The following is a 24,195-nucleotide window of genomic DNA, read 5'->3' as shown; positions in this document are numbered from 1 at the left end:
CGGGGCGTGCGTGTCGCGAAAGTTATTCGGCGGCTTCGGCTTCCGGCTCCGGGAGGGCGTCGGGCTGCAGTTCGATACGGCGCCACGGACTACTCGGGCGCATCCACAGCCGCAGCAGTTCCATTCGCCGATCCACGCCGCCGGATTTGAGCTCGGCCAGATCCTCGCACGCCTGCCAGTAGGTCCAGCCAGCCAGATAGGCGTCACCGAACTGGCGCCAATTGCGATATTTGCGCTGCGCCAGCGGCAGGGCGCGCATGAGGTAATCCCAGGCGACGTCGGCTTCGAGGTAGCCGGCCGTGTAGGCCATGCGGGCCACCGCCACCACGCGCGCCAGATCCCAGGCCTGGATGTCGGTGGGGAGCGGGCGGACCAGGTGGTCGGTGAGTCCGAGTTTGATGGCCTGGGCCCAGATGTCGTAGTCGCGAACCAGGGCCTCGGTGTTCTCCATCCCCCGGAAGGAGCCGACCTGGCGCAGGAAGGCGCGGTGCCGGTCGGCGCGTTCGCCGAAGCGATCCCGTTCAGGGGAGTTGATGCCGGCCATGACGAGCGGGTGCACGAGCGCGTACAGCGGGGAGTGCATCCCCTCGAGCAGTTGCTCCATGGATGCCATGGCCTCGGTGCCATCGGTGATACCCCACGCGCCGGTGAGGGTGTCGATGGCGAGCTCACGGCGATCACCGAGCGGATGCTCGCGCTCGGGCCCCAGGAGCAGGGCATCGTGGAAGGCGTCCCAGCGTGTGGAGTAGAAGCCGCCGAGCGCCAGGGCGCGCAGTTCGTCGTCGGAGACCTGCGCACCGGACCAGTGGTCGTCCTCGCGCTGGTCGAGCTCCGGGTAGGGGAATGTCGTCAGCGTTGGCACGTCGCGGGCGGGCATACCCCGATTGTGTCTCATCGATCTTGGAGTGGCTGCGCATTCGCGGATAGCAGTGTGGCGGGGCGCCCGAGTGCCGCATTCAGGTGACATGAGAGCTATCGCCGGTTTTCGACCTGTCACACAAGGAAATCGGGCACTAGTCTCGGCGCCATGAGTGGGTACATCACCATCCTGCGCGGGCTGGAACCGGCCGCCACGGATCAAGAAATCTACGCGGCGGCACAGGAGTTCGTGCGCAAGGTCAGTGGCGTCTCGGGATTGACGACGGCGACCAAGCCCGCGGTCGACAAGGCGGTCGAGGCCATCGCGGCGGCGACCACGCAACTGCTGGCGGAGTTGCCCGATCCGCGGGCGCAGGCGGCGGCAAGCGACGAGCCAACGCCGCGACGGCGTACGGCGCGCGCGACCGACTAATCCCGGACGCCGAACACGGCCACGCAGTCGAGGGCGATATCCAGCTTCGGCCCGCGCTGATCGATGGGATGGCCGAGCAGTTCCTCGATGCGCTGAATTCGATAGCGCACGGTGTTCTTGTGCACGCCGAGCATTTTCGCGGCCGCGTCCGGACTGCGGCGCGCGCGCAGGTAGGCGTGCAGTGTTTCGCGCAATCGCGCCGAATGCGGGCCCGGGTCCGCCAGCGCCCCCAATTCCCGGTCGATGAGCGCCCGCATGGCGGTCTCGTCGCCCCCGGCCAGATAGGCCACCTCGACCTCGGGGTAGTGCAGCACGCGGGCCGTGCCCGCCCGCGCGCGCTCGGCGACCTGTCGCGCCGCGACCGCCTCGCGATGGCCGGTCCGGAATCCGGCGACCTGGGTCGCGGGTTCGCCCACCGCCACCCGCACGGGCGCCTCGACCGGCCAGGCCATCGTGCGGAACTCCCCCGGCTCCTCGTCCACGCCGATCCAGGCCCACAGTGCCGTGGCGCCGGCGGGCACGGTGAGCAGGCTGCCGTTGCCCAGCGTGCTCGCGCAGCGCGCCGCCACCCGGTCCAGCAGCCCCGCGGCGTCGTCGTCACCGTCGAAGCGGGTCACCGCCGGATCGTCCTCGATCCACAGCACCACGGCCAGATGCCGCTGTGCGAGGCGGTAACCGAGCCGGGCCGAGGCGTTCTCGGCATCGAGTTCCGAGCCGGCCAGCAGCGCGGCCACGATGTCGGCGCGCTGGTTCAGGGCCGCGCGCAGTCCGCGTTCGCGCTCCTCCATGTAGGTGTCGGTGAGCTGTTCGATCGAGGTGCTCACCCACCGGGTGGTGCGGTCGAACAGCCGCAGCAGCAGCGAGCGTTCGATGTCCTGCGGGAGCTGGCGCTGGTCGATGACCTCGGCCATGTAGTCGATGACCGCCTCTTGGCCGAGGTGGTAGACCCGCAGCAGCAGGCGCACGTCGAAGCCGCGGCGGGCGATGGTGCGGGCGAAGGCGTGCGCGTCGGCGGGCACCGGATAGTCGAACCGGTCCTGGGTGAGTCCGCTGAGCACCTCGAGGGCGTGCGCCCGGCTGCTGGCGGTCAGGTCGCGGCGCATATCGCGATCGCGCAGCTCGGGGATGCGGGCGATGATGGCGTTGTCGAGGCGGGTGACGACCTGTTCGAGGGTGTCCGCGCGCAGGGTCTCGGCCACGAAATCGGCGATCCACTCGCGAATGACGGGGTCGGCGGGGCCGACGATCGGGCCGGTGGGCCCGGCAATGGGTCCGGTCACCACGGCCCAACCTCCGGTTTTGTACTCGGAGCACAAAGTCGGTCGTGAGTCTTGAGCTCATTGGCCAAGAATGTGCCGGTCGAATTGTGTCACGATCATAGTTCAGTGAGCTGTCGCACACAGCCCACCCAGCACGCACCCTTCGCAACGCAGCGCACGTGGGAGAGCACATCGTGACCAATACCGAATCCGCCGCGGGTACACCCCGCAAGAGCGCGGCGCGCAAGCCCGCCGCGGCCAAGACCGCGAAGGCGGCGCCCGCGGCCAAGGCCACCGCCAAGGCGGCGCCCGCGCCCGCGACCGAGAGCGCCGAGCCCGTGACCGTCGCCGCGCCCGCGCCCACCGAGCTCGAGGTGCGCAATCCCGCGACCGGCGCGCTCGCGGGAACGGTCCCGATCGATTCGGCCGAGACCGTGGCGGCCAAGGTCCGGGAACTGCGCGTGCACCAGGCCGAATGGGAGGCCATCGGCCCCGACGGCCGCAAGGAATGGCTGCTGAAGCTGCAGGACTGGTTGGTGGACAACACCGATCACCTGGCCGACGTGCTGCAGTCCGAGACCGGGAAGGCGCGCGTCGACGCGCTCATCGACCCGGCCTTCTCGGTCGACCTCACCGGCTACTACGCCCGCCGGGCCGCGAAATTCCTCGCGGACGAACATCCTTCGCCGCACAGCCCGCTGGCCCGGGTGAAGACGCTGACCCGCGTCTTCCGCCCGTACCCGGTCGTCGGGGTCATCACCCCGTGGAACTTCCCGCTCGCCATGCCCGTCATCGACGTGATCCCGGCGCTGGCGGCGGGCGCGGCCGTCATCCTCAAGCCGTCCGAGGTGACCCCGCTGTCGGCGCTCGAGCTGGTGCGCGGCTGGCGCGAGATCGGCGCGCCGCCGGTCTTCGACATCGTCACCGGCGCGGGCGCGACCGGCGCGGCGGTGGTGGAGAACGCGGATTACATCCAGTTCACCGGTTCCACCCCGACCGGCCGCAAGATCGCGGCCGCCTGCACCGAGCGCATGATTCCGTACAGCCTGGAGCTGGGCGGCAAGGATCCGGCCATCGTGCTGGCCGACGCCGATCTGGATCGCGCCGCGGCGGGCATCGCGTTCGGTGGCCTGTTCAACGCCGGGCAGGTGTGCATCTCGGTGGAGCGCGTGTACGTGGAAGCGCCTGTCTACGAAGAGTTCCTGAAGAAGCTGACCGCCGCGGTGAACGAGGTGCGCCAGGGCGTGGACGGGCGCGAGCCCAAGTACGACATGGGCGCGCTGGCCAACGAGAACCAGGCGCAGATCGTGCAGCGGCACGTCGAGGAGGCCGTGAAGCAGGGTGCGCGGGTGCTCACCGGCGGCAAGCGCACGGGCGTCGGCACGCTGTTCGAGCCGACCGTGCTGGCCGACGTCGACCACACCATGACCTGCATGACCGAGGAGACCTTCGGCCCGACGGTGCCGGTCATGAAGGTGGCCGACGAGGCGGAAGCCGTTCGGCTGGCCAATGATTCGATCTACGGCCTGTCCGCGTCGGTGTGGAGCGGGGACAAGGATCGCGCCGAACGCGTTGCGCGCCAACTGAACGCGGGCGCGGTGAACATCAACGACGTGTTCTCCAACATGTTCAGCTTCGCGCTGCCCATGGGCGGCTGGGGGCTCTCGGGGGTGGGCGCGCGCTGGGGCGGCGAGAACGGGGTGCGCAAGTACTGCCGGCAGCAGGCCATCACCAAGCCGATCCTGCCCACGCAGACCAAAGAGCTGCTGTGGTTCCCGTACAACACCACCAAGCTGGGGATCGCGCTGTCGGCCATGCGGGCCGCGGGTGCGCGCGGTGTGCGGCGGCTGAGCGTGCAGGCGGTTTTCGACACGGTGAAGGGGACCAAGCAATGACCGACTTCGGTGCGATCAGGGGCAAGGTCGTCGTCATCACCGGTGGCGCGCGCGGCATCGGGCTGGCGACGGCGACGGCGTTGCAGGCGCTCGGGGCGAAGATCGCCATCGGCGACGTGGACGAGGTGACGGTCAAGGAGTCCGGCACCACCCGTGGATTCGAGGTGTTCGGGCGGCTGGACGTCACCGATCAGCAGTCGTTCGAGGCGTTCCTGGACGAGGTCGAGAAGCAGCTCGGGCCGATCGACGTGCTGATCAACAACGCGGGGATCATGCCGACGGGCCGGCTCGTGGACGAGTCCGACGTGATCACCCGCAGGATTCTGGACATCAACGTGTACGGGGTGATCCTGGGGTCCAAGCTGGCGATCGCGCGCATGCTGCCGCGCGGGAGCGGGCACGTCATCAATATCGCGTCGCTGGCCGGGGAGACCCACATCCCGGGACTGGCCACCTACAACGCGTCCAAGCACGCGGTGCTCGGGTTCACCGACACCCTGCGCGAGGAGTACCGGGGCACGGGGGTGAGGTTCTCCTCGATCCTGCCGACGCTGACCAAGACCGAGCTCGGGTCGGGGGTCAATCCGCCCAAGGTGCTGCGGCCGGCCGAGCCGGAAGAGATCGCGGACGCCATCGCCAAGGTGATCGTCGAGCCGCGATCCAAGGTGCGGGTCACCGCGGTCGCGGGCGCGATCTCCCAGGTCGTCGGACTGCTGCCGGAGTCGTGGGGTGACGCGCTCGGGCGCGCGCTCGGTGCGCAGAGCGCGTTCCTGGACGACGTGGATTCCGCGGCGCGCAAGGCGTACGAGTCGCGGGTGCGCGGCAACGGCAGCTGACGCGCGGAGCTGACGGCGAGGGCCGGGACCGGATTCGGTCCCGGCCCTCGCGTCGTCGGAGGCCGGCGGTCCTAATGCACTGTCGCCAGGACGAATCGCTTGCCCGGATCGACCATGGCGTTGACGGTCGCGCCGTCGCCGTAGTCGCCGAGGGCGGTCATGTTCCAGCCGGTGGCGGCGCGGGTGAGCATGCACATGAACAGTCCGGTGCGGCGGTCGCCGCGCGAGAGTTCGAAGCGCACGAGTTCGGCGCCGGTGTAGTCGTCGACGAGCCGGCAGAAGGCGCGGGAGATCTGATCGAACTTCTGGCCGGAGTACGAGTTGACGGTGAAGAGCAGGGCGTACACGTTGCCCGGCAGGGCGGGCAGGTCGACGGTGATGACCTCGTCGTCGCCGTCCCCGTCGCCGGTGAGGTTGTCGCCGGAATGTTTGATGGCGCCGCGGAATTCGCTGAGGTTGACGAACCAGACCTTGCCGAGCTTCTTGCCGCGGGTGTCGTAGGCGACCACCGAGGCGTCCAGGTCGATGGATTTGCCGCGTTTGGCGGGATCCCAGCCCAGGCCCATGCGCACCCGCGTCAGGGTGGCGACGCCGCCCTTGGTGAGGGAGACGGTCTCGTTCTTGCTGAGCGAGACGACCTTGCCCTTGTCCAGGCTGACGGTGGCCTCGCCGAAGCGGGGCGCGGGCTGCTGCGGGTAGCCGGGGGTGGGCGAATGCTGCTGCGGGGGTGCTGAATACGGCTGCTGCGACGGCGGGTAAGCGGGCTGAGTCGGGGGTGGGTACGCCGGTTGAGTGGGTGGCGGATACGACTGCGGCGGGTACTGCTGCGGCGGCGGGTAGGCGGGCGGCGGCGAATACGGCTGGGACGGAGCCGCGTACGGCTGTTGCGGGGGCGCGTACGGCTGCTGCGGCGGCGGATAGGACTGCTGCGGGAACGGCGCGGTCGCGGGGAACGGCGCGGTGGGCGGGTACTGGTTCGCGGGCGGCGGGTACGGGCTCGCCTGCGGGGCGGGCTGCGGGGCGTCGTCCACGGTGATGCCGAAGTCGGTGGCTATGCCCGCCAGGCCGTCGGCGTAGCCCTGGCCGACGGCTCGCACCTTCCAACTGCCCTGTCGCCGATAGATTTCCAGTCCGACCACCGCGGTCTCGGTGCTCAGGTCCGAGGGGGTGAACGTGACGAGGGTGGTGCGGCGCTGCGGATCGACGAGGGCCAGTTGCAGTCGCCCTGCCCGCCCCCAGTTCGGCGGGCCGCTGCCGTCCAGGCTGGCCGTGACCACGATCTTGTCGATGTCCGCGGGCACCTCGCGGGTGGCGATGCGAATCCGGTTGGGCGGCTGCACGGTGACGCCCGGACCGCGCGGCTGGTTGTAGAAGATGAAGTCGTGGTCGGAGCGGACCTTGCCGGCGGTGGTCAGCAGCAGCGCGGCCACGTCCACCTCGGTCGAGGCGTTCACCTCGACGACGACCTCGTCCGTCGTGAGCGGCGCGTTGGCGCCCTTGGTCAATTCCATTGCTCGCCTTACCTCCCCGTTCCCTCCACGGTAGCGCCGTAGGGTCGGCGGCATGGAAGTAAACGGCGCCGTCTTCGTCGGACTCGCGACTCTCGATCTCGCCTACACCGTCGAGCGGTACCCGGCCGAGGACACCAAGACCCGGGCCGACGAGCTCTTCCTCGGCGCGGGCGGCCCCGCCGCCAACGCCGCGGTGGCGTACGCCCACGTGTCCGGCCGCTCCCCCGATCTGATCACGGCTCTGGGCGAACATCCACTGGCCGAACCGATTCGCGACGACCTGCGCCGCTACGGCGTCACCGTCGTCGACCTGACCCCGGCCGCGACGACCCAGCCGCCGGTCTCCTCGATCGTGGTGGCGACCGGGTCCGCGACCCGGACGATCGTGTCCCTGGACGGTTCCCGCATCGAGCCCCGGCTGCCAGATACCGCGGGCAGGCACGACGGCTCGGGAATCACGGCATCGGCCGGGCCTGTCGCACGCGTGGAATTCGCCGTGCCGAACGGTCGGGGTTCCGATGTCGCGGCGGCGGAACTGCTCGGGAACGCCGCGATCGTGCTGGTCGACGGCCACTACGCCGAACCCGCGCTGCGGATCGCGGCGGCCGCCCGCGCGGCGGGTGTTCCCGTGGTGCTCGACGCCGGACGCTGGCGGCCCGTGCACGCCGAGCTGCTGCCGCTGGTCGATATCGCGATCTGCTCGGCGGCGTTCGCGCCGCCCGGTGTGCCCGCCGGTTCGCCCGACGCGGTCTTCGACTTCCTGCACGCCGCCGGGCCGACCCACGCGGCCGTCACCAACGGCGCTGCCGCCATTCGCTATTCGTTCCGGGACCCGGGCGCGTGGGCCAGCGGCGTCACCTTCGGCCGCGACGGCGAATCCGCCGCTTTCCCCCGTGCCCGGCCGGGCACGGGGGCGGGGTCACCCGGTGCGGCCTCCCGCGAGCGAGTGGCCCGGGCCGGCGAGGCCGGAGGCGGTTCGTCCGCTCGGGACCGCGCGCCCTCCGGGCCGGCCGACCATGGCGAAAGCGGCCCGGGCGCGGCGCATCTCGTCGGCCGAGGCGTGCGAGGTGTCCGGCCCGGTCCGGGTCGGCAAGGCGGCGAGCCGGTCGACGACGACCGGAACCTCCATGACGGCGCGAGCGAGTCCGGGTACGGTGCCGGACCAAGTGGCGACATCGCCTGCGCGCGTGGGGAAGTACCGGTTCCGGCGGTCGCGGCGGTGGACACGCTGGGGGCCGGCGACATCCTGCACGGCGCGTTCTGTCATTTCCACGCGCTCGGGGAGGTGTTCCCGGTGGCCTTGCGGCACGCGGCGGAGGTGGCGGCGCTGTCGTGCGCGTCGGTGGGCACGCGGGAGTGGATGGGCGGTCAGACGATCTTGTAGTTGCGGCCGGACTTGCGCAGGACCAGGTCGGCGCGGGCGCGGGTGGACTCGACCAGGCGGGCGTTGAGCAGATCGCTCTGCGCCACTTTGGTTTTCGCGTCCTCGGGGGTGCGGCCGCCGCGAATGTGGCGGCGTACCAGGCGCTGTTCGATGACGGGCCGGGGTACGTCCAGGTACCAGGTCTCGTCGAGCAGGGGGCGCACGGCGGACCAGCCGGGGGCGGCGCTGTCCTCGAGCAGCAGGTAGTTGCCCTCGGTGACGATGATCGGGTGGGCGTCGAAGACGACGCCGCCGGGCACCGGCTCGTGCAGCTCACGGGAGTAGGTCGGCCAGGGCACCGGGCGGCCGGGCGGCGTCTCGCGCAGCGCGCGCAGGCACGCGACATACGCTGCGGCGTCGAAGGTGTCGGGCTCGCCCTTGCGTGCCAGATCGCCCGTCGCGCGCAGGCGCGCGTTGCTGAGGTGGAACCCGTCCACGGGGGCGACCTCGGCCAGCTCGGCGCCCGCGGCCAGGTTCAGTTCGTCGCGCACCCCGCGCGCCAGCGTGGATTTGCCCGCGCCGGGTGGCCCCGCGATACCGAGGATGAATCTTCCGGAATGTCCGTCCGCGTGCCGTCGCAGGCGCGCCGCGAGCTCCGACAGGGTCGTTTCGACGCCGATGCGAGCCACCCGAGCACCCTACTGCCGCCGCTGCGCGTTCGGGCCGAGACACCACGAGGTCGGCGGCGGCCGAACGGTTTTCGCCATCCGCCCACGCGCCCGATCCCGTCCGGAGATCCGCGCAGGGCCCCGGCCGTTTCGGCCGGTGCGGTGACGACGCACGCCGACGCGGGCGGTGGCGTGGGCAGTCGTCGATCAGGACCGGTCAGCGGATCGGGCGCTCCGGCCGACCGCGCCGGCGGTGTGCCCCCGTTCGGCGGGGATGGCGCGGATCAGCGCCAGCAGATCGGCCTCCAGCAGCCTGGACAGCCAGTAACTCCCGGCGAAGGCCAGGACGCCGCCGACGCTGAGCCAGCGGACGGTGTCGATCACCAGACCCAGGTCGGCGCTCGGGACCAGCGACGCGGAGGCGACGCCGAGCAGCGGAACCGCGGCGGCCACACCGAGATACCAGTTGCTGCGCCGGGCCAGGCGGCGCATCCTGTCGCGGTCGGCGGGGCCGACGGTGCCGTGGGTGAGCAGCGGCGGATACAGCGAGCGCACCGAGTACACGGTGATCAGGAAGAACGGGTAGGCCAGCGCCATGGCCGCGCAGACCAGCTGTCCGATCCAGATCTGCGCCAGGGCGTTGTCGGGCAACTGAACTCCGGCCAGCACGAGCGCGGTGGGCCAGCCCAGGCCCGAGGCTATCCAGGCGCCCGCCGCCACCCACACCGCGCGTTCGCCCACCAGCAGGGTGTCGGCGCGGGCGCGCGCGAGTTCGGCGTCGGAGAATCGATGCCCGCGCGCGAGCCGATGGGAGACGGTCAGCGGCCGCCGGGCCAGCCACAGCAGGAGCAGCCCGGCGAGCGGAAAGGCGATGAGGTTGGCGACCAGCACCGTGTCGGCGTAGGTCTGCTGCTCGGCGGCGGTCAGGTGCTGCCCGATCAGGCTCCCGCTGAGCCGGATCTTGTACACGCTGGCAAGGAGATTGGGCAGTCCGAGGCACAGCGTCGCGATGGGAATCGCCCACCCGCGCGCCCGCGCCCGCCAGCTGCGCCGCGGCGGATCCACCAGGTCGCGGGCCCGAGCGTCCAGGCACAGATCGAACTGCCCGGCCAGCTCGGCTCCGCTCGACCGCCGGTTGTCCGGGTCGGGGTCCAGGCATTCGAGCAGCACCCGCCGCAGCGCGTACGGCGTATCCGCGGGCAACCCCGCGAGCGCCGCGTCCGGCACCCCCGCCCGCCGCCGCGCCAGCATTCCCGCGATCACCCGCTGGCCGAAACCCACGTCCGGACCGTGGTTTCCGCGCGCAGCACTCGTATCCCGCGCCCGGGGATCGCTCTCGGACGTCTCGTCATCGACCTGGCTCGGCGTCCCCGGCACAGGCACCGCGTCCGGGCCGGGCAGATACCCCGGCGCGGTCGAATCAGGTGCTGCGAGCGGCACAGCCGGCAGCCGCCGAGCGCCGGGCTCGGTCGACTCATCCGGACGATAGCGATCGCCGGACACGCCCGCGTCCGCCGGCCCGGAGGGCGCAGCCGAGCCGGAGCGGTCATCGGGAGCAGGCGACTCGCCGGGCCGATACCCATCACCGGGAACGACGGATTCCCCGGGCGACGGTGGCGTCTTCGCCCCCGGCCGATCATCGGGTGCGCCCGCCTCGTCCGGCAGCGGATCCTCGAACGGCGGTGCGCCGGTGAGCATCTCCCAGAGCAGGAGGCCGAGGGAGTAGATGTCGGCGCGGGTGTCGGGGAGGGGCGCGGACGAGTCGACGGCGGCGGCCAGGGCCTCGGGGGCGCGCCAGCGCAGGTCGGCGAGCTGGTCCGGCGGCGCCCCGTCCAGGCCGGCCGACGCCGGATTCCAGAAGCGCGGGCCCAGGGCGAAATCCGCGAGCTTCGGCACGCCCTCGGCGGTGAAGAGCACGTTGGCGGGCCGAATGTCGTGGTGCAGCACGCCTTCCCGATTGGCGTGGTCCAGGGCCGTCGCGAGCCTGCGCCCCACCCAGGCCACGGTTTCGGGCCAGGTCGCGGCCGCGATCTCGGCGCGCACGCGCGAACCCGCGGGGCGGATCTCACCCCGCGACTCCATGGCCGCGTCCACCGCGTCCAGCAGCACCGCGCCCCCGGCCGCGGCACCCCGCTCGCGGCGCGACCGCAGCACGCCCTCGGCATTGCCGCCGGGCAGGTACTGCATGTACAGCAGCCGCAACGACTTCCCGGACGCGGCGGTCAGCAGCCGCTGATCGAAAACCCGCACGATGTAGTCGTGTTCGAGCTGGGCGACGGTGTGGGTGTCGCTGTCGGCGCCCGCGTCCACCCGCACCGCGACCAGCCGCTGCATCGAGCGCTGGCGGGCCAGGAACATCCGGCTGTGCGCCTGCCCGCCGAGATCGGTGAGCAGATCGAAATCGTCCAGTGTCCGACCCACCGCGATGTCGGCGGGCAGCTCCGCGGGGGCCGCGGCCGGGGTTCCCGCGCGCAGGCGCTCGCGCAACTCGCCCGCGACCTCCGGGTAGTCGGCGCCGAAGACCTCCGGGTCCAGCGGCCCGTACCGGCCTCGGACCAGGAACTCCTCGTATACCAGCTCCGCGTAGTCCGGGCTGCCGGTGATCTCCGGAAACTCGGTGCGGTAGGCCGAGACCCGCTTCTCCAGGCCCGCGCGCCTGCGCCGCTGGGAGATGTCGGCCCGCACCAGTTCGACCAGCACCTCGAGCCGCACCGCGGCCGCGTCCGGCACGTAGTGCGCCGGCGACGGCGGTTCCCGGCGGTGCCCGCGCAGCAGCGATTCCCACTCGGCCGCGAAACGGGCCAGGGCGCGCCGCGCGTGCTCACTCACGCCCGGCTGCCCGCATGCTCCCTCGATTCCGGGGACCGCACGGACGCACCGACCCGTTCGAGGGCTCGCAGATCCGCTTCCAGTGCACGGAACATGATGTACACGACCACGAAGGCCGCGATGCCTCCGACACTCAGTACGCGCACGGCCACGATCACCAGCGGGATGTCGTCCGGCGGCAGGAACGTCACGCCCGCCACCGCCAGCAGCGGCACCGAGGCGGCCACCGCCAGGTAACTCGTGCAGCGCCGTCCCAGCCGATGCAGCAGGGCGACGTCATCGGCGCTGACGCCCTCGCGCAGGAACATCGGATAGATACAGCGCACCAGGTAGAAGGTGACCAGGAAGAACGGATACGCCACGGCCATGGCGCCGCACACCACCAGCGACACCAGGAAGTGCACCATGCCGCGCGCCGGTATCTCCCCCGTGGCCAGCCGTAGCGCGATCGGGAACGTGATGCCCGCCAGCACCCAGAGCGAGAACACCACGAAGGAGATGCGCTCACCGCACAGCAGGACGTCGGTGCGGGCCCGGCGCAGCGTCTCCGCGTCGTATTCACGGCCCTTGCGCAGTCCCCGCGGCACCGAGATGACCAGGCGGCACAGATAGATGATGACCGCGATGCCTATCGGATAGAATAGCGAGTTCACCGTGGCGGTGGTGAGGGTGAAACTGCGTTCGGCCTCGGCCGAGAGCCTGCTCACGATCAGGGTGTCGTTGTGCAGGATGTTGTACACCGAGACCAGGATGTTCGGAATCGCGACCGCGAGGGTCACCAGCGGAACCAGCCAGGGCCGCAAGCGCATTCGCCAGCTGTTCGGCGCCGGATCCACCAGGTCGCGGGCGCGCGGGTCCAGGCACAGCGACAACTGCTCGGCCAGCACCGCGCCGCTGCTCCAGCGCTGTTCGCGATCGGGGGCCAGGCAGGTCAGCAGGACCCGGCGCAGCGCGGCCGGGCAGTCCTGCGGCACCCGTTCCAGCGCCGGGGCGTCGACGCCGCCGCGCCGGCGTTCGAGCATGGCCTCCAGGGTCGTGCGGTCGCCGTGGTCGCCGGGACCGGCGGTGCTGTCGTCGAACGGCTTCGCACCGGTGAGCAGCTCCCACAGCACCACGCCGAGGGAGTAGATGTCGGCGCGGGTGTCCAGGTCGGCGGCGGTGTGCGCGTGCCCGGGATGGCAGGCCTCGAGCTGCTCGGGCGACATGTAGGACAGCGAGCCGCCGAAATACGAGACCGGGCTGGCGTCCTCCAGATTGCGCGCGAAACTGATGTTGAAGTCGGCCAGTTTGGGCACCGCCTCGGCGGTGAGCAGGATGTTCGCGGGCTTCACGTCGCGGTGCAGGACACCGTGCCCGTCGGCGTAGTCCAGCGCCTCGGCCAATCGGCGGCCCAGCCACGCGACGGCCTCCGGCCACGTCAGCCCCGCGATCTCGGCGCGCACGCTGGAATCGGTCGGCCGGATCTCACCCTTCTCCTCCATGGCCGCGTCCACCGCGTCCAGCAGCAGTTGCCCGCTGCGTTCGGCGAGCGGCGTCGCGCGCACCCAGCGCAGCACGCCGAGCAGGGTGCCGCCGGGCAGGAACTGCATGTACAGCAGCCGCAGCCGCCGCCCGGACTCGAACCGGATCCCCGAGATCAGCCGCTGATCGAACACCCGCACGATGTAGTCGTGGTCGAGCTGGGCCAGGGTCTGCGGTTCGGTGCCGTGGTCGGCGGAGATCTTGACCGCCACCAGCCGCTGCAGCGATCGCTGACGGGCCAGGAACACGCGCGCGAACGCGCCGCTGCCCAGCCCGGTGAGCAGGTCGAAATCGTCTATGCTCTGGCCGATTTCGATGCGGTCGAGCAGGTCGCTCATCGCGGGCGCGGCCAGGCCGCCGGTGGCGCGGGTCTCGGCCTGCACCTCGCCGGTGTCGGGGACGCGGGTCGAGTCGTCGGGCGTCTGCCCGGCGCGCGTGGCGTCGTCCGACCCGCTGTCGGCCCCGGTGGCGTCGGGGCCGGAACCGGCCCGGGTGGATTCGTCGAGCCCGCTACCCGCGCGCGTGGCGTCGTCGAGCGAACCCGCCCGCGTGGATTCGTCGAGTGCGCGGGCCCGAGCGGACTCGTCCGGCCCGGACCCGGCGCGGGTGAGCTCGCCGAAGAAGTCCTCGGCGCGCGTGGACTCCCCGAAGGGGTCCCCGGCCGCCCGGGTCGCGTCACCGAACAGTTCGCTCAGCGGAATCGAATCGCCCGGGGATTTCCCGGGCCGGGTGCGCACGCCGGGCGGCACGCCGCGCCGGGTGGCTTCGCCCTCGTCATCCGGTGCGGAGCCGAGTTGGGTGGCTTCACCGTCGTCGCCCGGCGCGGGGCCCAGTTGGGTCGCCTCGCCCTCATCACCGGGCGCGGGACCGCGTCGAGTTGCCTCGCCCTCGTCGCCGGGCGCGGGACCGAGTTGCGTCGCTTCGCCCTCGTCATCCGGCGTGGGGCCGAGCTGGGTCGCTTCACCCTCATCACCGGGCACGGGACCCAGCTGGGTCGCTTCGCCGTCGTCGTCCACCGGGCCCAGGCGCGTCGACTCGCCGAGTCCGGCCGTGCTGAACCGCCGCGGCGGGGTCCCGACACGAGTGGACTCACCGTCACCGAGTGACTCCGGCGCGTCCCGCGTGGCCGCGTCCAGCCCCGGCGCCCGGGTGCTCTGGTCCACGTCATCGGCGATGAGCAGTTCCCGCAGCTCCACGGCCTGATCCGGGTACTCGCGCAGACAGTCGCGGGGGTCGACGCGCTCACCGCTGTGCCGGCGGATCACGAACTCCTCGTACACCAGCCCGGGCGGCAGATCCCGGGCGCTGAGCTCGGGGAATTCGGCGCAGTACTCGGTCAGGCGCTTACGGAGCGAGCCGGGCGCCAGATGCGGCGCGGCGCGGCGCAGCCAGCGGTGGCGCATATCGACGCGGATCAGCTCGAGCAGGGCGTCCCGGCGCAGTGTGCTGGCGTCGGGCAGGTAGTCGGAGATGCTCGGCGGATCGGCCCCGGCACCGGAACCCCAGGCCGCGGTGAAGGCCGCGACCGCGCTGAATTCCGTTCCCGCCGAGTGCGGGCCGCGGTGGCGCTCGGAACCTGAAGCCATGTCCGCACCTATCTGGCTCGGCGCGGACATCGCCGGACGGCGTCCGCACTGTCGAACTCTTGCTGTCGCGGATAATTTCCCGCCACACCCGACACCATCATCCCCGAGCAATTGCGGGAAATGATAACTTGCGCCTGCACAGCGGATCACCCGATTTCGACTCGAAACGACGGGGGAACACCAGCATGTACGACGAGGGCACCGCGCTAGCGGACCGCACGGCGGTGAACGGGGTACTGATGAATATGGACGACTCCACCGGCGCGAACATCGAACACGACGCACTCTCGCGCACCGAGGCCCATCCGGCGAGTCCCGCCCCCGACTCCTCCCCCTTCCTCGACCCCCTACCGCCGGTGGACGCCACCACCGCGACCGGAATCGCCGCCGCCGTGCAGCAGGGTTCGGTCACCCCCGAGCAGATGGTGCGCGACGCCCTCGACCGCATTCACGCCCGAGATCGGAAAGTCAACGCGTTCAGCGTGATTCGCACCGACGCCGCCCTGGCCGAGGCCCGGGCGCTCGCCGATCGGCCGGATCTGGACATGCTGCCGCTGGCCGGGGTGCCGGTGGTCGTGAAGAACAACGTCGACGTCGCGGGCGAGGTCACCCGCGCCGGTTCGCTGGCGGGCGACGGCCTGCCCGCCGCGACGGATCACCCGGTCGTGCGGCGTTTGCGCGCGGCGGGCGCGGTGGTCGTCGGGCTCACCAGCGTGCCCGAACTCGGGCTGTGGGGCGTCACCGATTCGACCGAAGGCATCACGCGCAGCCCCTGGAACCAGCGGTTCAGCGCGGGCGGCTCCTCCGGCGGCTCCGGAGCGGCGGTGGGGTCGGGCATGGTGACCCTCGGGCACGGCAACGACGGGCTCGGTTCGGTGCGCATTCCGGCGGCCTGCTGCGGCGTGGTCGGGCTCAAGCCCGGGCGCGGTCTGGTGCCCGCCGAGGTCGGGGTGGATTCCTGGGGCGGGATGACCGAAAACGGCGTGCTGGCAACGACTGTCGCCGATGCCGCGCTCATGCTGTCGGTCCTCGCGGATCGCGCGGCGCTGGCCGACCTGGAGTCGCCGCCGGCCCTGCGCATCGGACTGGCCACCGCGCCGCCGCTGCCCCTGGGCCGGGTGGACCGCGCCTGGACCACCGCGGCCGATCGCGCCGCCGCGGCCGCCGCGCGCGCCGGGCACACGATCGGGGTGTCCGAACTCCCCTATCAGGGCGCGACTTTCGCGCTCATGCTGCGCTGGGTGGCCAACGCCGCCCGCGAGGCCGCGACCGTCCCCTACCCGGAGATGCTGCAGCCGCGCACCCGCACCCACGTCGCCCTGGGCGCGCTGGCGCTGCGCAGCGGCCTGGTGCGCGCCGCGCAGGTCGATCGCATCGAGGCCCGCCTGCTCGACTGGTTCGAGCGCTACGACGTGGTCATCACCCCCACGCTGGCCACCTCGCCGCCCCGCGCGGGCCGCTGGCACCGCCGTCCGTGGCTCGCCAATGTGGTTGCGAACGTGAGCTATTCCCCGTTCACGCCGCTGTGGAACCTGGTCGGCTGGCCCGCCATCTCGGTACCCACCGGCGTGCATCCGCGCACCGGCATGCCGCTGGCCGCCCAGCTCGCGGGCCCGCCCGGTAGCGAGTCGACCCTGCTGCGCCTGGCCGCGCAGATAGAGTCCATCCTCCCCTGGCGCCGCACCCACCCCTGAGAGACACGAAAAGGGCAGTCCCCCGAGGGGACTGCCCTTTTCGCATGCCGAACGGCGGTGGCATCGCCTCCGACCCGAGGCCACAACCGTTGCGAGCGAGCACTGCTCACGCGAGGCGGATGACCCACCGGGAACGGGCTACCGACGTCGCGACCGCGAGCGGCCGACGCACCCGTGCCCCGCGAGAATCCCGGAGCGGTGGTACTAGCCCTGGGTGGCGGGGACGCGCACCGCGAAACCGCCGTCGAGCACGCGGGCCGCGAACTCGAGGATGGTCGGGCGGTCGTCGTCCGCGCGCCAGGCGACGGCGAGTTCGCACGGAGCCAGTCCGGAGACGGGACGCGCGGTCAGGCCGGGCCAGCGGTACATCGGGACGTTGTTCTCGGCGAGCAGGCAGACACCCAGTCCGAGGGAGACCGCCTCCAGGCGCTCCTCCGCGGTGGCCGCTTCCGCGCCGATCTTGGCCTGGCGGCCGTTGCGGGCGTCGGCGCCGAGCCAGAAGTCGCGGGCCGCACCGGCTTCGGCGGGCATGGCGATGAAGGGCTCGTCCACCAGATCCGCGAACTCGATGGTCTCCTGACCCGCGAGCGCGTGGTTCTCCGGCAGCAGCACCCAGCGCGGTTCGGTGCGCAGCACCTGCCAGCGGTAGCGGCCGGTGTCGGGCACGGGCAGCCACATGAGCGCCAGATCGGCCTGGCGCCCGGCCAGCCCGCTGGACGGGTCGGTCCAGGACGCGGAGTGCAGGGCGAGCCGGTGGCCGCTGGCGCTCTCCAGGTCGGTGATCAGGCCGCGCCCGATGGACGACTGGATGCCGACGCGCAGCACCTCACCCGCCTCCTGCAGTGCGACGTTGGTGACTTCCCACAGCTCCAGGATGCGGCGTGCGCCTTCCAGGAGTTCCTTGCCCGCGACAGTGAGTGCGACGCTGCGCTGGTTGCGGTCGAACAGGACCACGTCGAGCTGGCGTTCGAGCTGCCGAATCTGCCGGGACAGGGTCGGCTGTGCGATGTGCAGCCGCTGGGCGGCGTTGGTGAAGTGCAGTTCCTCAGCGACGGCGACGAAATACCGCAGGTCGCGCAAATGCGGGTCCATAGCCCCTTGCTATCAGAATCGGTCTTGAATTACCAGCCGTATCTGGTTCGAAAGTCGGAAATCGACTCAGAAAACAGCCATCAGGTTTGTTACAGAGAGCATAGGGCCAGGCCGTAACATTCCGGTAACCGGTAGGGCGAATTCCTGGCCATTCACGCCCGTGGCGGAGGCGGGATGTCATGCGGGCATGTGACCAGCAGTAACACACAGCACGCTACACACCCGCGCCGACCGGCGCGACTCGAGCGCCGCCACCCAGCAACGCCGCCCGGCCAACCGGATCACAGCCGCCGGCCGTCGAACGTGAGTTTCATCACAGGAAGGGCGAAACGCCCATCGGATGACACGCCGCACACCCGGAGACAGCCGAGCCGCCAACCGGAATCGGTCGGCGGCTCGATCGGGAACCGGGCCCGGCGGGGCGTTCGCCCCCGGCCTCAGCCCCCGTAGACGTTCGGGTGCAGGGTGCCGATGTACGGCAGATCGCGGTAGCGCTCGGCGTAGTCGAGGCCGTAGCCCACCACGAACTCGTTCGGGATGTCGAAGCCGACGGCCATGACGTCCACCTGGGTGCGCAGCGCGTCCGGCTTGCGCAGCAGGGTCACCACCTCGAGCGAGGCGGGATTGCGGCTGGACAGGTTGCGCAGCAGCCACGACAGGGTCAGGCCGGAGTCGATGATGTCCTCGACGATCAGCACGTTACGGCCCGCGATGTCCTTGTCGAGGTCCTTCATGATCCGCACGACGCCCGACGACGAGGTCGAGGAACCGTACGAGGAGACCGCCATGAACTCCATCTGGGTGGGCACGGTGAGCTTCTTCGCCAGATCGGTCATGAAGAAGATCGCGCCCTTGAGCACGCCCACCAGCAGCAGATCGCCCTCGGGCGCGTCGGCCGGATAACGTTTGGCTACCAGAGCCGCGAGCTCGTCGACCTTCGCCGCGATCTCGTCCTCGCTGATCAGCACCGACGCGATGTCGTCCCCGTACACGTCCGCTGGTATCCCTTCACTGATGGTGTCGACCGGCATCGGTGTCGACGCGGTCCCAGCCAAGTATGAGCGTGCCATGTTCACGCGCGGCAACCAACCTCGTCCCACTCGGTGAACCCCCGAGCGCGACCCCGCCCTGCCCCCGCCATCGCGTCACGAGCGCCTCCACCGCACGTAAAGTGGTGTCCGTCAATGATTTTGCGCCGCCCTCGAGCAACCAGGCACGAATGGCGCGGCGGCGAATCGCGGCCGGCGCAGTGGCGAGCGTCTCGATCTCGAGTCCACGCCCATTACGAGACGCAGCCAGCAAACTTTCAGCGAGCGCGTCCAGTGCCTCGCCGTCCTCCCGCAGCTGCGCCGCCGTCCGGGCCAGCGCCGGGGCCACGCCCCCCTGCAGCACCTCCTCCAGCAGCGGCAGCACCTCGGTCCGCAGCCGCACCCGGGTGAACTCCGGCGCGAGATTGTGCGGGTCCTCCCACGGCGTCAGCCCGGCGTCCGCGCACAGCTGCCGCGTCACCGCCCGCCGCACCCCCAGCAGCGGCCGCCCCCACGGCTCGTCGAACTCGGCCATGCCCCGGATGGACCGCCCGCCCGACCCGCGCGCCAGCCCGAGCAACACCGACTCGGCCTGATCGTCGAGGGTGTGCCCGAGCAACACCGGCAGCCCGCCCCGCGCCCGATCCAGCGCCTCGTAACGCGCCCGCCGCGCCGCCGCCTCCGGCCCGCCCGCCCGCCCGACCTCGACCCGCAGCACCCGCGCCGATCGGCATCCCAGCCCCAGCGCCGCCGCCGCCGCGTCCCCGGCGACGTCCCCCGACCCCTCCTGCAATCCGTGATCGACGACGAGCGCGTCCACCGCCTCGGCCTCGACCACCGCGGCGGCGGTCAACGCCAGCGAGTCCGCACCCCCGGACAACCCGACGGCCACCACCCCACCCGGTGGCAGGTACCGCCCGAGCCACTCCCGCACCGCGTGCCGCATCACCAACGCGGCTCGCGTCTCGGGCAGTCGGGGACGGTCACTCACCACCAGATCGTCGCACGGAGTCCCCGCTATCCCAGGACTCGGGACACCCAGAGCTGGGGCTCGCCGATTTCGGCTGTGCGGGGCAGGGTTTCGGCGTTCGTCCAGATGGTGTTGAAGCGGTCCATGCCGACGGTGTTCACCACCTCGTCCACGAAGGCCTTGCCGCGCACGTACTGCGCGACCTTGGCGTCCATGCCGAGCAGCGCCCGCAGCAGGCGCTGCAGCGGGTTGCCGGGCCGGCGGCGGCGCTGATCGAACGCCGAGCGGATCCGGGCCACCGACGGCACCACGGCCGGGCCGACGGCGTCCATCACGTGGTCGGCGTGGCCTTCGAGCAGGGTGCCGAGCATGAGTAGGCGATCGAGGGCCTCGCGCTGCGGTTCGGCCTGGGTGGCGCGCAGCAGCCCGACGACGCCGCCCGCCGGGTCCGGCTCGCCGCGGCGGCGCTCCTTGACCGCCTCCAGCAGCCGCCCGAGCATGTCCTGCAGCGGCTCGTCACCCGCCTCGCCGAGCAGTTCCACGTTGCGCTGCATGTACTCCGCCAGCCACGGCGCGGAGGAGAACTGCACCCGGTGCGTCACCTCGTGCAGGCAGACCCAGAGCCGAAAGTCGCTGGGCGGCACCCCGAGTGCGCGCTCGACCGCCATGATGTTCGGCGCGACCAGCAGCAGCGTCCCGTCCGGGCCGCTGAACGGGTCGTACTGCCCCAGGATCGCGGTGGACAGGAAGGCCAGCATGGCCCCGGCCTGCACGCCGCCGGGCTTGCCCGCGAACCGGCCCTGTTCGGCCGGATCGACCCCGGTGCCGGTGAGCTGGGCCATGGAATCGGCGGCGGCGGTGATCCAGCCCGGCCGGTCCACCACCCGCGCCGCCGGAATCGCGCCGTCGTCGATGAGCCCGCTCACCTCGCGCACCGGGCCCTCGGCCCGGATCGAGGCGGCCGACAACTCGGCCACCGCCTGCTCGGCGGCGTGCCGGGTGGTGCGCGGACCCGCGGGCACCAGCGCGGCGCCGGTGCGGGCGGCCAGCGTCCAGTCCACGGCGCCGGTCAGCGCCGAACGGGACCTGGAACCGGTCTCGACCAGCACGCCGTCACGGTGAGCACCGGCGGCCGAATTGTCGTGGGATTCGGTCATATTCATCCACCCGTCAGGAGCAGCCACAATTGCGCAGGACCGCGGCGAAGGCATCCAACGCCGGACGGCTCGCACCGGGGAGCCGCTGGTTCGACATCAGCGCGAAGGTGAGTACGCGCCCGTCGTTGTCGAGCACATACCCCACCAACGAGCTTGCCACGTCCAGAGTTCCGGTCTTGGCGCGAACCCAGCCCGCCGCCGCGCGATTACGCTCCGTGTAGCGCTCGGCGAGGGTCCCGGTGGCGCCCGCGACCGGCAGATAGTCCAGCAGCGCGGCGAGCGGATCCGCGGCGCCCGCGTCCGGGCCCGAAGTGGCCTGCGCACCAGCGTTGTACGGCAGCGCCGCGACCGCGACCAGGCGATCGAGCAGGCGCGGCGGGATCAGATCGTCGACCGAGAGCCCGCTGGTGTCGTGCAGCGTCAGTCCGGCGGTGTCGAAACCGGCCGCGCGCAGCGTGGTGCCCATGGCGGTGACGGTGCCGTCGAAGGACAGTTCCGCGCCGGTGGCCGCCGCGATCTCCCGGCCGATGGTCTCGGCCAGTACGTCGTCGGAATGAACCATCATGTCGCGCAGGCGATCCCGCAGCGGCGCGGAATGCACGGCGGCGACCTCCACCGCGCCCGGGGAGGCGTTCCCGATCCGCGTCTTCCCCGGATCGACGCCCAGCTCCTGCGCCAGCCGCCGCCCGGCGTCGAGCGCCGGGGTGGTGGTGCGCGGGGAGTACTCGATCAGGGGATCGAGCCGGCCGCCGTCGATCATCACCGATTCGATCGGCGCGATGGATCCGCCGCCGATATCGACCGGATCCCAACCCTTGGCCATGGTCGGGCCCGCGTACGCGGAGGTGTCGACGACGATGGTGTCGAACTTGCGGCCGGTCTTGCGAATCTGCTGCACCAGATCCGCGAGCCGGGGCCCGTTCTCGTAGTAGCCCTTACCGTCCGGCTGCGCGGTGAGCGTGGGATCGCCGCCGCCGACCAGCACCAGCTCGTTGCCCGCGGTCCCGGCCATCACGCGCGTGGTCACCCGGTGATCGGGCGGCAGGGCCAGCAGCGCGGCGGCGCTCAACAGCACCTTCGCGTTGGACGCCGGAATCATGGGTTTGTCGGGATCCATTGTCCAGAGCACGTTTCCGGTCTCGGCGTCGGTCACCGAAGCCGCGAAGACACCCAGATCCGGCGTGGTCGCCACCTGCGCCAGCGCGGCCGACAGCCCGGCGGCCGTCGGCGCGGGCGCGGTCGCCGGCGCGGGACTCAGCTGCTGCAGCGCGCGCACCGGCGAGGGCGGCGCGGCGATCGTCAAGCCGCCGTGCCGGAACTCCTCGGTCCACGGCTGCACCGTCAGCACCACCGCCGTACCGGCCGCCAGCACCACGACCAGCACCGATGAGACCACGATCCAGGTTTTACGACGCCGCTTGGCTTCCAGCCCACCCATGTTCTGCTTGTTCCGAGCCACCTGCCGCCGTCTCCCTGATGTCTGCCTCGGGCGTCGAATAAGCCTCGGGCGTCCCTGCCGAACCCACGCACCCGGGTCCCACACTATCCTCGTTGCGCAGTCGTTCCCCCGAACGAGCTGGCGAGTCGGCAGCCCTACCGCCCACCGAAAAAGGAGATGACGTGGAGTTCGACGTCACCATCGAGATCCCCCGGGGTCAGCGCAACAAATACGAGGTTGATCACGAGACCGGACGCGTGCGGCTGGACCGCTACCTGTACACCCCCATGATGTACCCGGCCGACTACGGCTACATCGAGAACACGCTCGGCGGCGACGGCGACCCCCTCGACTGCATGGTGCTGCTGCCCGAGCCGGTCTTCCCGGGCGTGATCGTGGAGGCCCGCCCCGTCGGCGTGCTCATCATGAGCGACGAGGCCGGCACCGACGAGAAGCTCGTCGCGGTGCCCGCCGGCGACAAGCGCTGGAACCACATCCAGGACGTCGAGGACATCCCGGAGTTCCAGCGCAAGGAGATCTCGCACTTCTTCGAGCGCTACAAGGACCTCGAGCCCGGCAAGTGGGTCAAGGTCGAGGGCTGGGAAGGCCGCGAGAAGGCCGAGAAGCTCGTCACCGAGGCGTACGCGCGCCTGCAGGAGCAGGGCCACTGAGCTCGCGCTGACACGACGAAGGGTGGCACGGAATTCCGTGCCACCCTTTCGTTTTCACGGCTTCGCGAAAAGCTACTTCCCCTGGAAGCGCGGCGCCCGCTTCTCGAACACGGCCTGGATCGCCTCGGTCAGATCCTCCGAGGGCAGGAAGGCCGAGTTCCACGCCGACACGTAGCGCAGGCCGTCCGCGACCTTGCCCGCCTTGGGCTGATCGAGCACGTCCTTGATGCCCTGCACCACCAGCGGCGGGTTGTCCGCGATCTCCCGCGCCATGGCGTGCGCCGCCGCCAGCACCGCGTCCTGATCCTCGAAGACGTCGTTGACCAGGCCGATCTTCTCCGCCCGCGCCGCGTCGATGTCCTTGGCGGTGTACGCGAGCTCGCGCAGGTGGCCTTCGCCGATGATGCCCGGCAGCCGGTGCAGCGAACCGATGTCCGCCACGATCGCGACCTTGGCCTCGCGCAGACTGAACTTGGCGTCCGCGCTGGCCAGGCGGATGTCGGCGGCCGCGATCAGATCGAGCCCGCCGCCGATGCACCAGCCCTGCACGGCCGCGATCACCGGCTTGACGCAGTTCGCCACCGCGGTGACCGAATCCTGCATGGACCGCACCTGCTTGAGGAAGTCGGTGCGCGGCCCCGCCAGCGCGCCGCCCAGCAGCGGCCCGAAGACCGGCGCCATGGCGGGCAGGTCCAGCCCGTAGGAGAAATGCTTACCCGAACCGGCGAGCACGATGGCCCGCACCTCGGGGTCGGCGTCGAGTTCGCCGAAGATGAGCGGCAGCTCACGCCAGAAGTCCGGGCCCATGGCATTACCCTTGCCGGGGCCGGTCAGCGTCACCGTCGCGACGTGGTCCTTGCTCTCGACCTCGAAAGCCTTCCAATCGGTCATCGGTCCAGCGTATCGGGGGTGCGGAAGGTCCGGGCGGGCGGTGTAAATCCTGTGCTAAATCTGATGCGGCGCACTGGTTTCCGATCACCTGCCGGACAGACCATTATTCGGCCCCCCGAACCGCGCTCACCGTGATGGAGGTCCTGATGCTGATGCATCACGGGCTCGGCCTCGACCACTTCAATTCCCTCCCCCGCCGCCGTGCCATCCACGCCCTCTACGAATGCTGCTGCAGCGTCACCTGGGCCGAGAAGATCGCCGACGGCCGGCCCTACCCGGGCTACGACGCCCTCTTCACCGCCGCCGACGCGGAACTGCACGCCCTGTCCCCCGCCGGCCTGGCCGAAGCGTTCGATTCCTGTGCGCACGAATCCGTTTCGGACCGGACGGTCGCCGAGCTGGCACGCATCACCCGCGCTCGGCTCACGCGCATGCTCGGGCCGGAAGCGGGATATCCCGAATACTGAACCCCGGCACATCCACCGCAATCGCTCT

At 71.2% G+C, this 24,195-nt stretch carries 19 protein-coding genes; 7 read left to right on the top strand and 12 right to left on the bottom strand.

Features of this window, described 5'->3' with window-relative positions:
* Positions 1-22 precede the first annotated feature (22 nt).
* Complete coding sequence (locus tag ACWIGI_RS24350) at positions 23-877, bottom strand: DUF1266 domain-containing protein (protein ID WP_454204740.1); 855 nt, start codon at positions 875-877, stop codon at positions 23-25.
* 150 nt (positions 878-1,027) lie between these two features.
* Here ACWIGI_RS24350 and ACWIGI_RS24345 point away from each other — a divergent pair, with 150 nt between their 5' ends.
* Positions 1,028-1,291: a DUF2277 domain-containing protein gene (locus ACWIGI_RS24345; RefSeq protein ID WP_454204739.1), complete on the top strand. Its 264-nt coding sequence runs from the start codon at positions 1,028-1,030 to the stop codon at positions 1,289-1,291.
* Here the strand turns inward: ACWIGI_RS24345 and ACWIGI_RS24340 are convergent.
* Positions 1,288-2,571: a PucR family transcriptional regulator gene (locus tag ACWIGI_RS24340; protein ID WP_454204738.1), complete on the bottom strand. Its 1,284-nt coding sequence runs from the start codon at positions 2,569-2,571 to the stop codon at positions 1,288-1,290. The two genes, ACWIGI_RS24345 and ACWIGI_RS24340, sit on opposite strands and share 4 nt — an antisense overlap.
* A 317-nt stretch (positions 2,572-2,888) precedes the next feature.
* Here ACWIGI_RS24340 and ACWIGI_RS24335 point away from each other — a divergent pair, with 317 nt between their 5' ends.
* Together ACWIGI_RS24335 and ACWIGI_RS24330 are read left to right on the top strand one after the other, a co-directional pair.
* The gene (locus ACWIGI_RS24335; RefSeq protein WP_454204832.1) at positions 2,889-4,445 is read left to right on the top strand and encodes an aldehyde dehydrogenase family protein; all 1,557 of its coding nucleotides are present in this window, start codon (positions 2,889-2,891) and stop codon (positions 4,443-4,445) included.
* The gene (locus ACWIGI_RS24330) at positions 4,442-5,281 is read left to right on the top strand and encodes an SDR family oxidoreductase (protein ID WP_454204737.1); all 840 of its coding nucleotides are present in this window, start codon (positions 4,442-4,444) and stop codon (positions 5,279-5,281) included. Before ACWIGI_RS24335 ends, ACWIGI_RS24330 begins: the two co-directional genes overlap by 4 nt.
* A gap of 71 nt (positions 5,282-5,352) precedes the next feature.
* Here ACWIGI_RS24330 and ACWIGI_RS24325 read toward each other — a convergent pair whose 3' ends face one another.
* The gene (locus tag ACWIGI_RS24325; protein WP_454204736.1) at positions 5,353-6,792 is read right to left on the bottom strand and encodes a TerD family protein; all 1,440 of its coding nucleotides are present in this window, start codon (positions 6,790-6,792) and stop codon (positions 5,353-5,355) included.
* A gap of 52 nt (positions 6,793-6,844) precedes the next feature.
* Between ACWIGI_RS24325 and ACWIGI_RS24320 the strand changes: the two genes are divergently transcribed.
* Positions 6,845-8,176: a PfkB family carbohydrate kinase gene (locus ACWIGI_RS24320; protein ID WP_454204735.1), complete on the top strand. Its 1,332-nt coding sequence runs from the start codon at positions 6,845-6,847 to the stop codon at positions 8,174-8,176.
* On the opposite strand, the gene ACWIGI_RS24315 is transcribed toward ACWIGI_RS24320, so the two are convergent.
* The 3 genes from ACWIGI_RS24315 to ACWIGI_RS24305 all read right to left on the bottom strand — a co-directional run bounded on the left by ACWIGI_RS24315 (position 8,161) and on the right by ACWIGI_RS24305 (position 13,922).
* Positions 8,161-8,844, bottom strand: coding sequence for a nucleoside/nucleotide kinase family protein (locus tag ACWIGI_RS24315; RefSeq protein WP_454204734.1), 684 nt, complete (start codon positions 8,842-8,844; stop codon positions 8,161-8,163). The two genes, ACWIGI_RS24320 and ACWIGI_RS24315, sit on opposite strands and share 16 nt — an antisense overlap.
* Positions 8,845-9,030: 186 nt before the next feature.
* On the bottom strand, positions 9,031-11,652 hold the full coding sequence (locus ACWIGI_RS24310) for a protein kinase domain-containing protein (protein WP_454204733.1): 2,622 nt from the start codon (positions 11,650-11,652) through the stop codon (positions 9,031-9,033).
* Positions 11,649-13,922 (bottom strand): serine/threonine-protein kinase, encoded by a 2,274-nt coding sequence (locus ACWIGI_RS24305; RefSeq protein WP_454204831.1) that lies wholly within the window; start codon positions 13,920-13,922, stop codon positions 11,649-11,651. The genes ACWIGI_RS24310 and ACWIGI_RS24305 overlap by 4 nt, the downstream gene beginning before the upstream one ends.
* 1,022 nt (positions 13,923-14,944) lie before the next feature.
* Between ACWIGI_RS24305 and ACWIGI_RS24300 the strand changes: the two genes are divergently transcribed.
* A complete protein-coding gene (locus tag ACWIGI_RS24300; protein WP_454204732.1) occupies positions 14,945-16,453 on the top strand; it encodes an amidase in 1,509 nt (502 codons plus the stop codon).
* Between the two features lie 204 nt (positions 16,454-16,657).
* On the opposite strand, the gene ACWIGI_RS24295 is transcribed toward ACWIGI_RS24300, so the two are convergent.
* From ACWIGI_RS24295 to dacB, 5 genes are all read right to left on the bottom strand, one after another.
* Complete coding sequence (locus tag ACWIGI_RS24295; protein WP_454204731.1) at positions 16,658-17,545, bottom strand: LysR family transcriptional regulator; 888 nt, start codon at positions 17,543-17,545, stop codon at positions 16,658-16,660.
* 437 nt (positions 17,546-17,982) lie between these two features.
* On the bottom strand, positions 17,983-18,537 hold the full coding sequence (hpt, locus tag ACWIGI_RS24290; RefSeq protein ID WP_454204730.1) for a hypoxanthine phosphoribosyltransferase: 555 nt from the start codon (positions 18,535-18,537) through the stop codon (positions 17,983-17,985).
* A 16-nt stretch (positions 18,538-18,553) separates the two neighbouring features.
* A complete protein-coding gene (gene tilS / locus ACWIGI_RS24285; protein ID WP_454204830.1) occupies positions 18,554-19,519 on the bottom strand; it encodes a tRNA lysidine(34) synthetase TilS in 966 nt (321 codons plus the stop codon).
* A 71-nt stretch (positions 19,520-19,590) separates the two neighbouring features.
* The gene (locus ACWIGI_RS24280; RefSeq protein ID WP_454204729.1) at positions 19,591-20,700 is read right to left on the bottom strand and encodes a zinc-dependent metalloprotease; all 1,110 of its coding nucleotides are present in this window, start codon (positions 20,698-20,700) and stop codon (positions 19,591-19,593) included.
* Between the two features lie 13 nt (positions 20,701-20,713).
* Entirely contained in the window at positions 20,714-22,138 is a 1,425-nt protein-coding gene (gene dacB, locus ACWIGI_RS24275) for a D-alanyl-D-alanine carboxypeptidase/D-alanyl-D-alanine endopeptidase (protein WP_454204829.1), read from the bottom strand.
* A gap of 182 nt (positions 22,139-22,320) precedes the next feature.
* Between dacB and ppa the strand changes: the two genes are divergently transcribed.
* On the top strand, positions 22,321-22,809 hold the full coding sequence (gene ppa / locus ACWIGI_RS24270; protein WP_354991491.1) for an inorganic diphosphatase: 489 nt from the start codon (positions 22,321-22,323) through the stop codon (positions 22,807-22,809).
* Between the two features lie 72 nt (positions 22,810-22,881).
* Here ppa and ACWIGI_RS24265 read toward each other — a convergent pair whose 3' ends face one another.
* Positions 22,882-23,700 (bottom strand): crotonase/enoyl-CoA hydratase family protein, encoded by an 819-nt coding sequence (locus ACWIGI_RS24265; RefSeq protein WP_454204728.1) that lies wholly within the window; start codon positions 23,698-23,700, stop codon positions 22,882-22,884.
* Between the two features lie 146 nt (positions 23,701-23,846).
* On the opposite strand from ACWIGI_RS24265, the gene ACWIGI_RS24260 reads away from it, so the two are divergent.
* Positions 23,847-24,167, top strand: coding sequence for a 2-oxo-4-hydroxy-4-carboxy-5-ureidoimidazoline decarboxylase (locus tag ACWIGI_RS24260; protein WP_454204727.1), 321 nt, complete (start codon positions 23,847-23,849; stop codon positions 24,165-24,167).
* Positions 24,168-24,195 lie beyond the last annotated feature (28 nt).

The sequence above is a fragment of the Nocardia sp. NPDC055321 genome, assembly GCF_053645575.1.
This window is presented reverse-complemented; position numbering and strand designations above follow the sequence as displayed.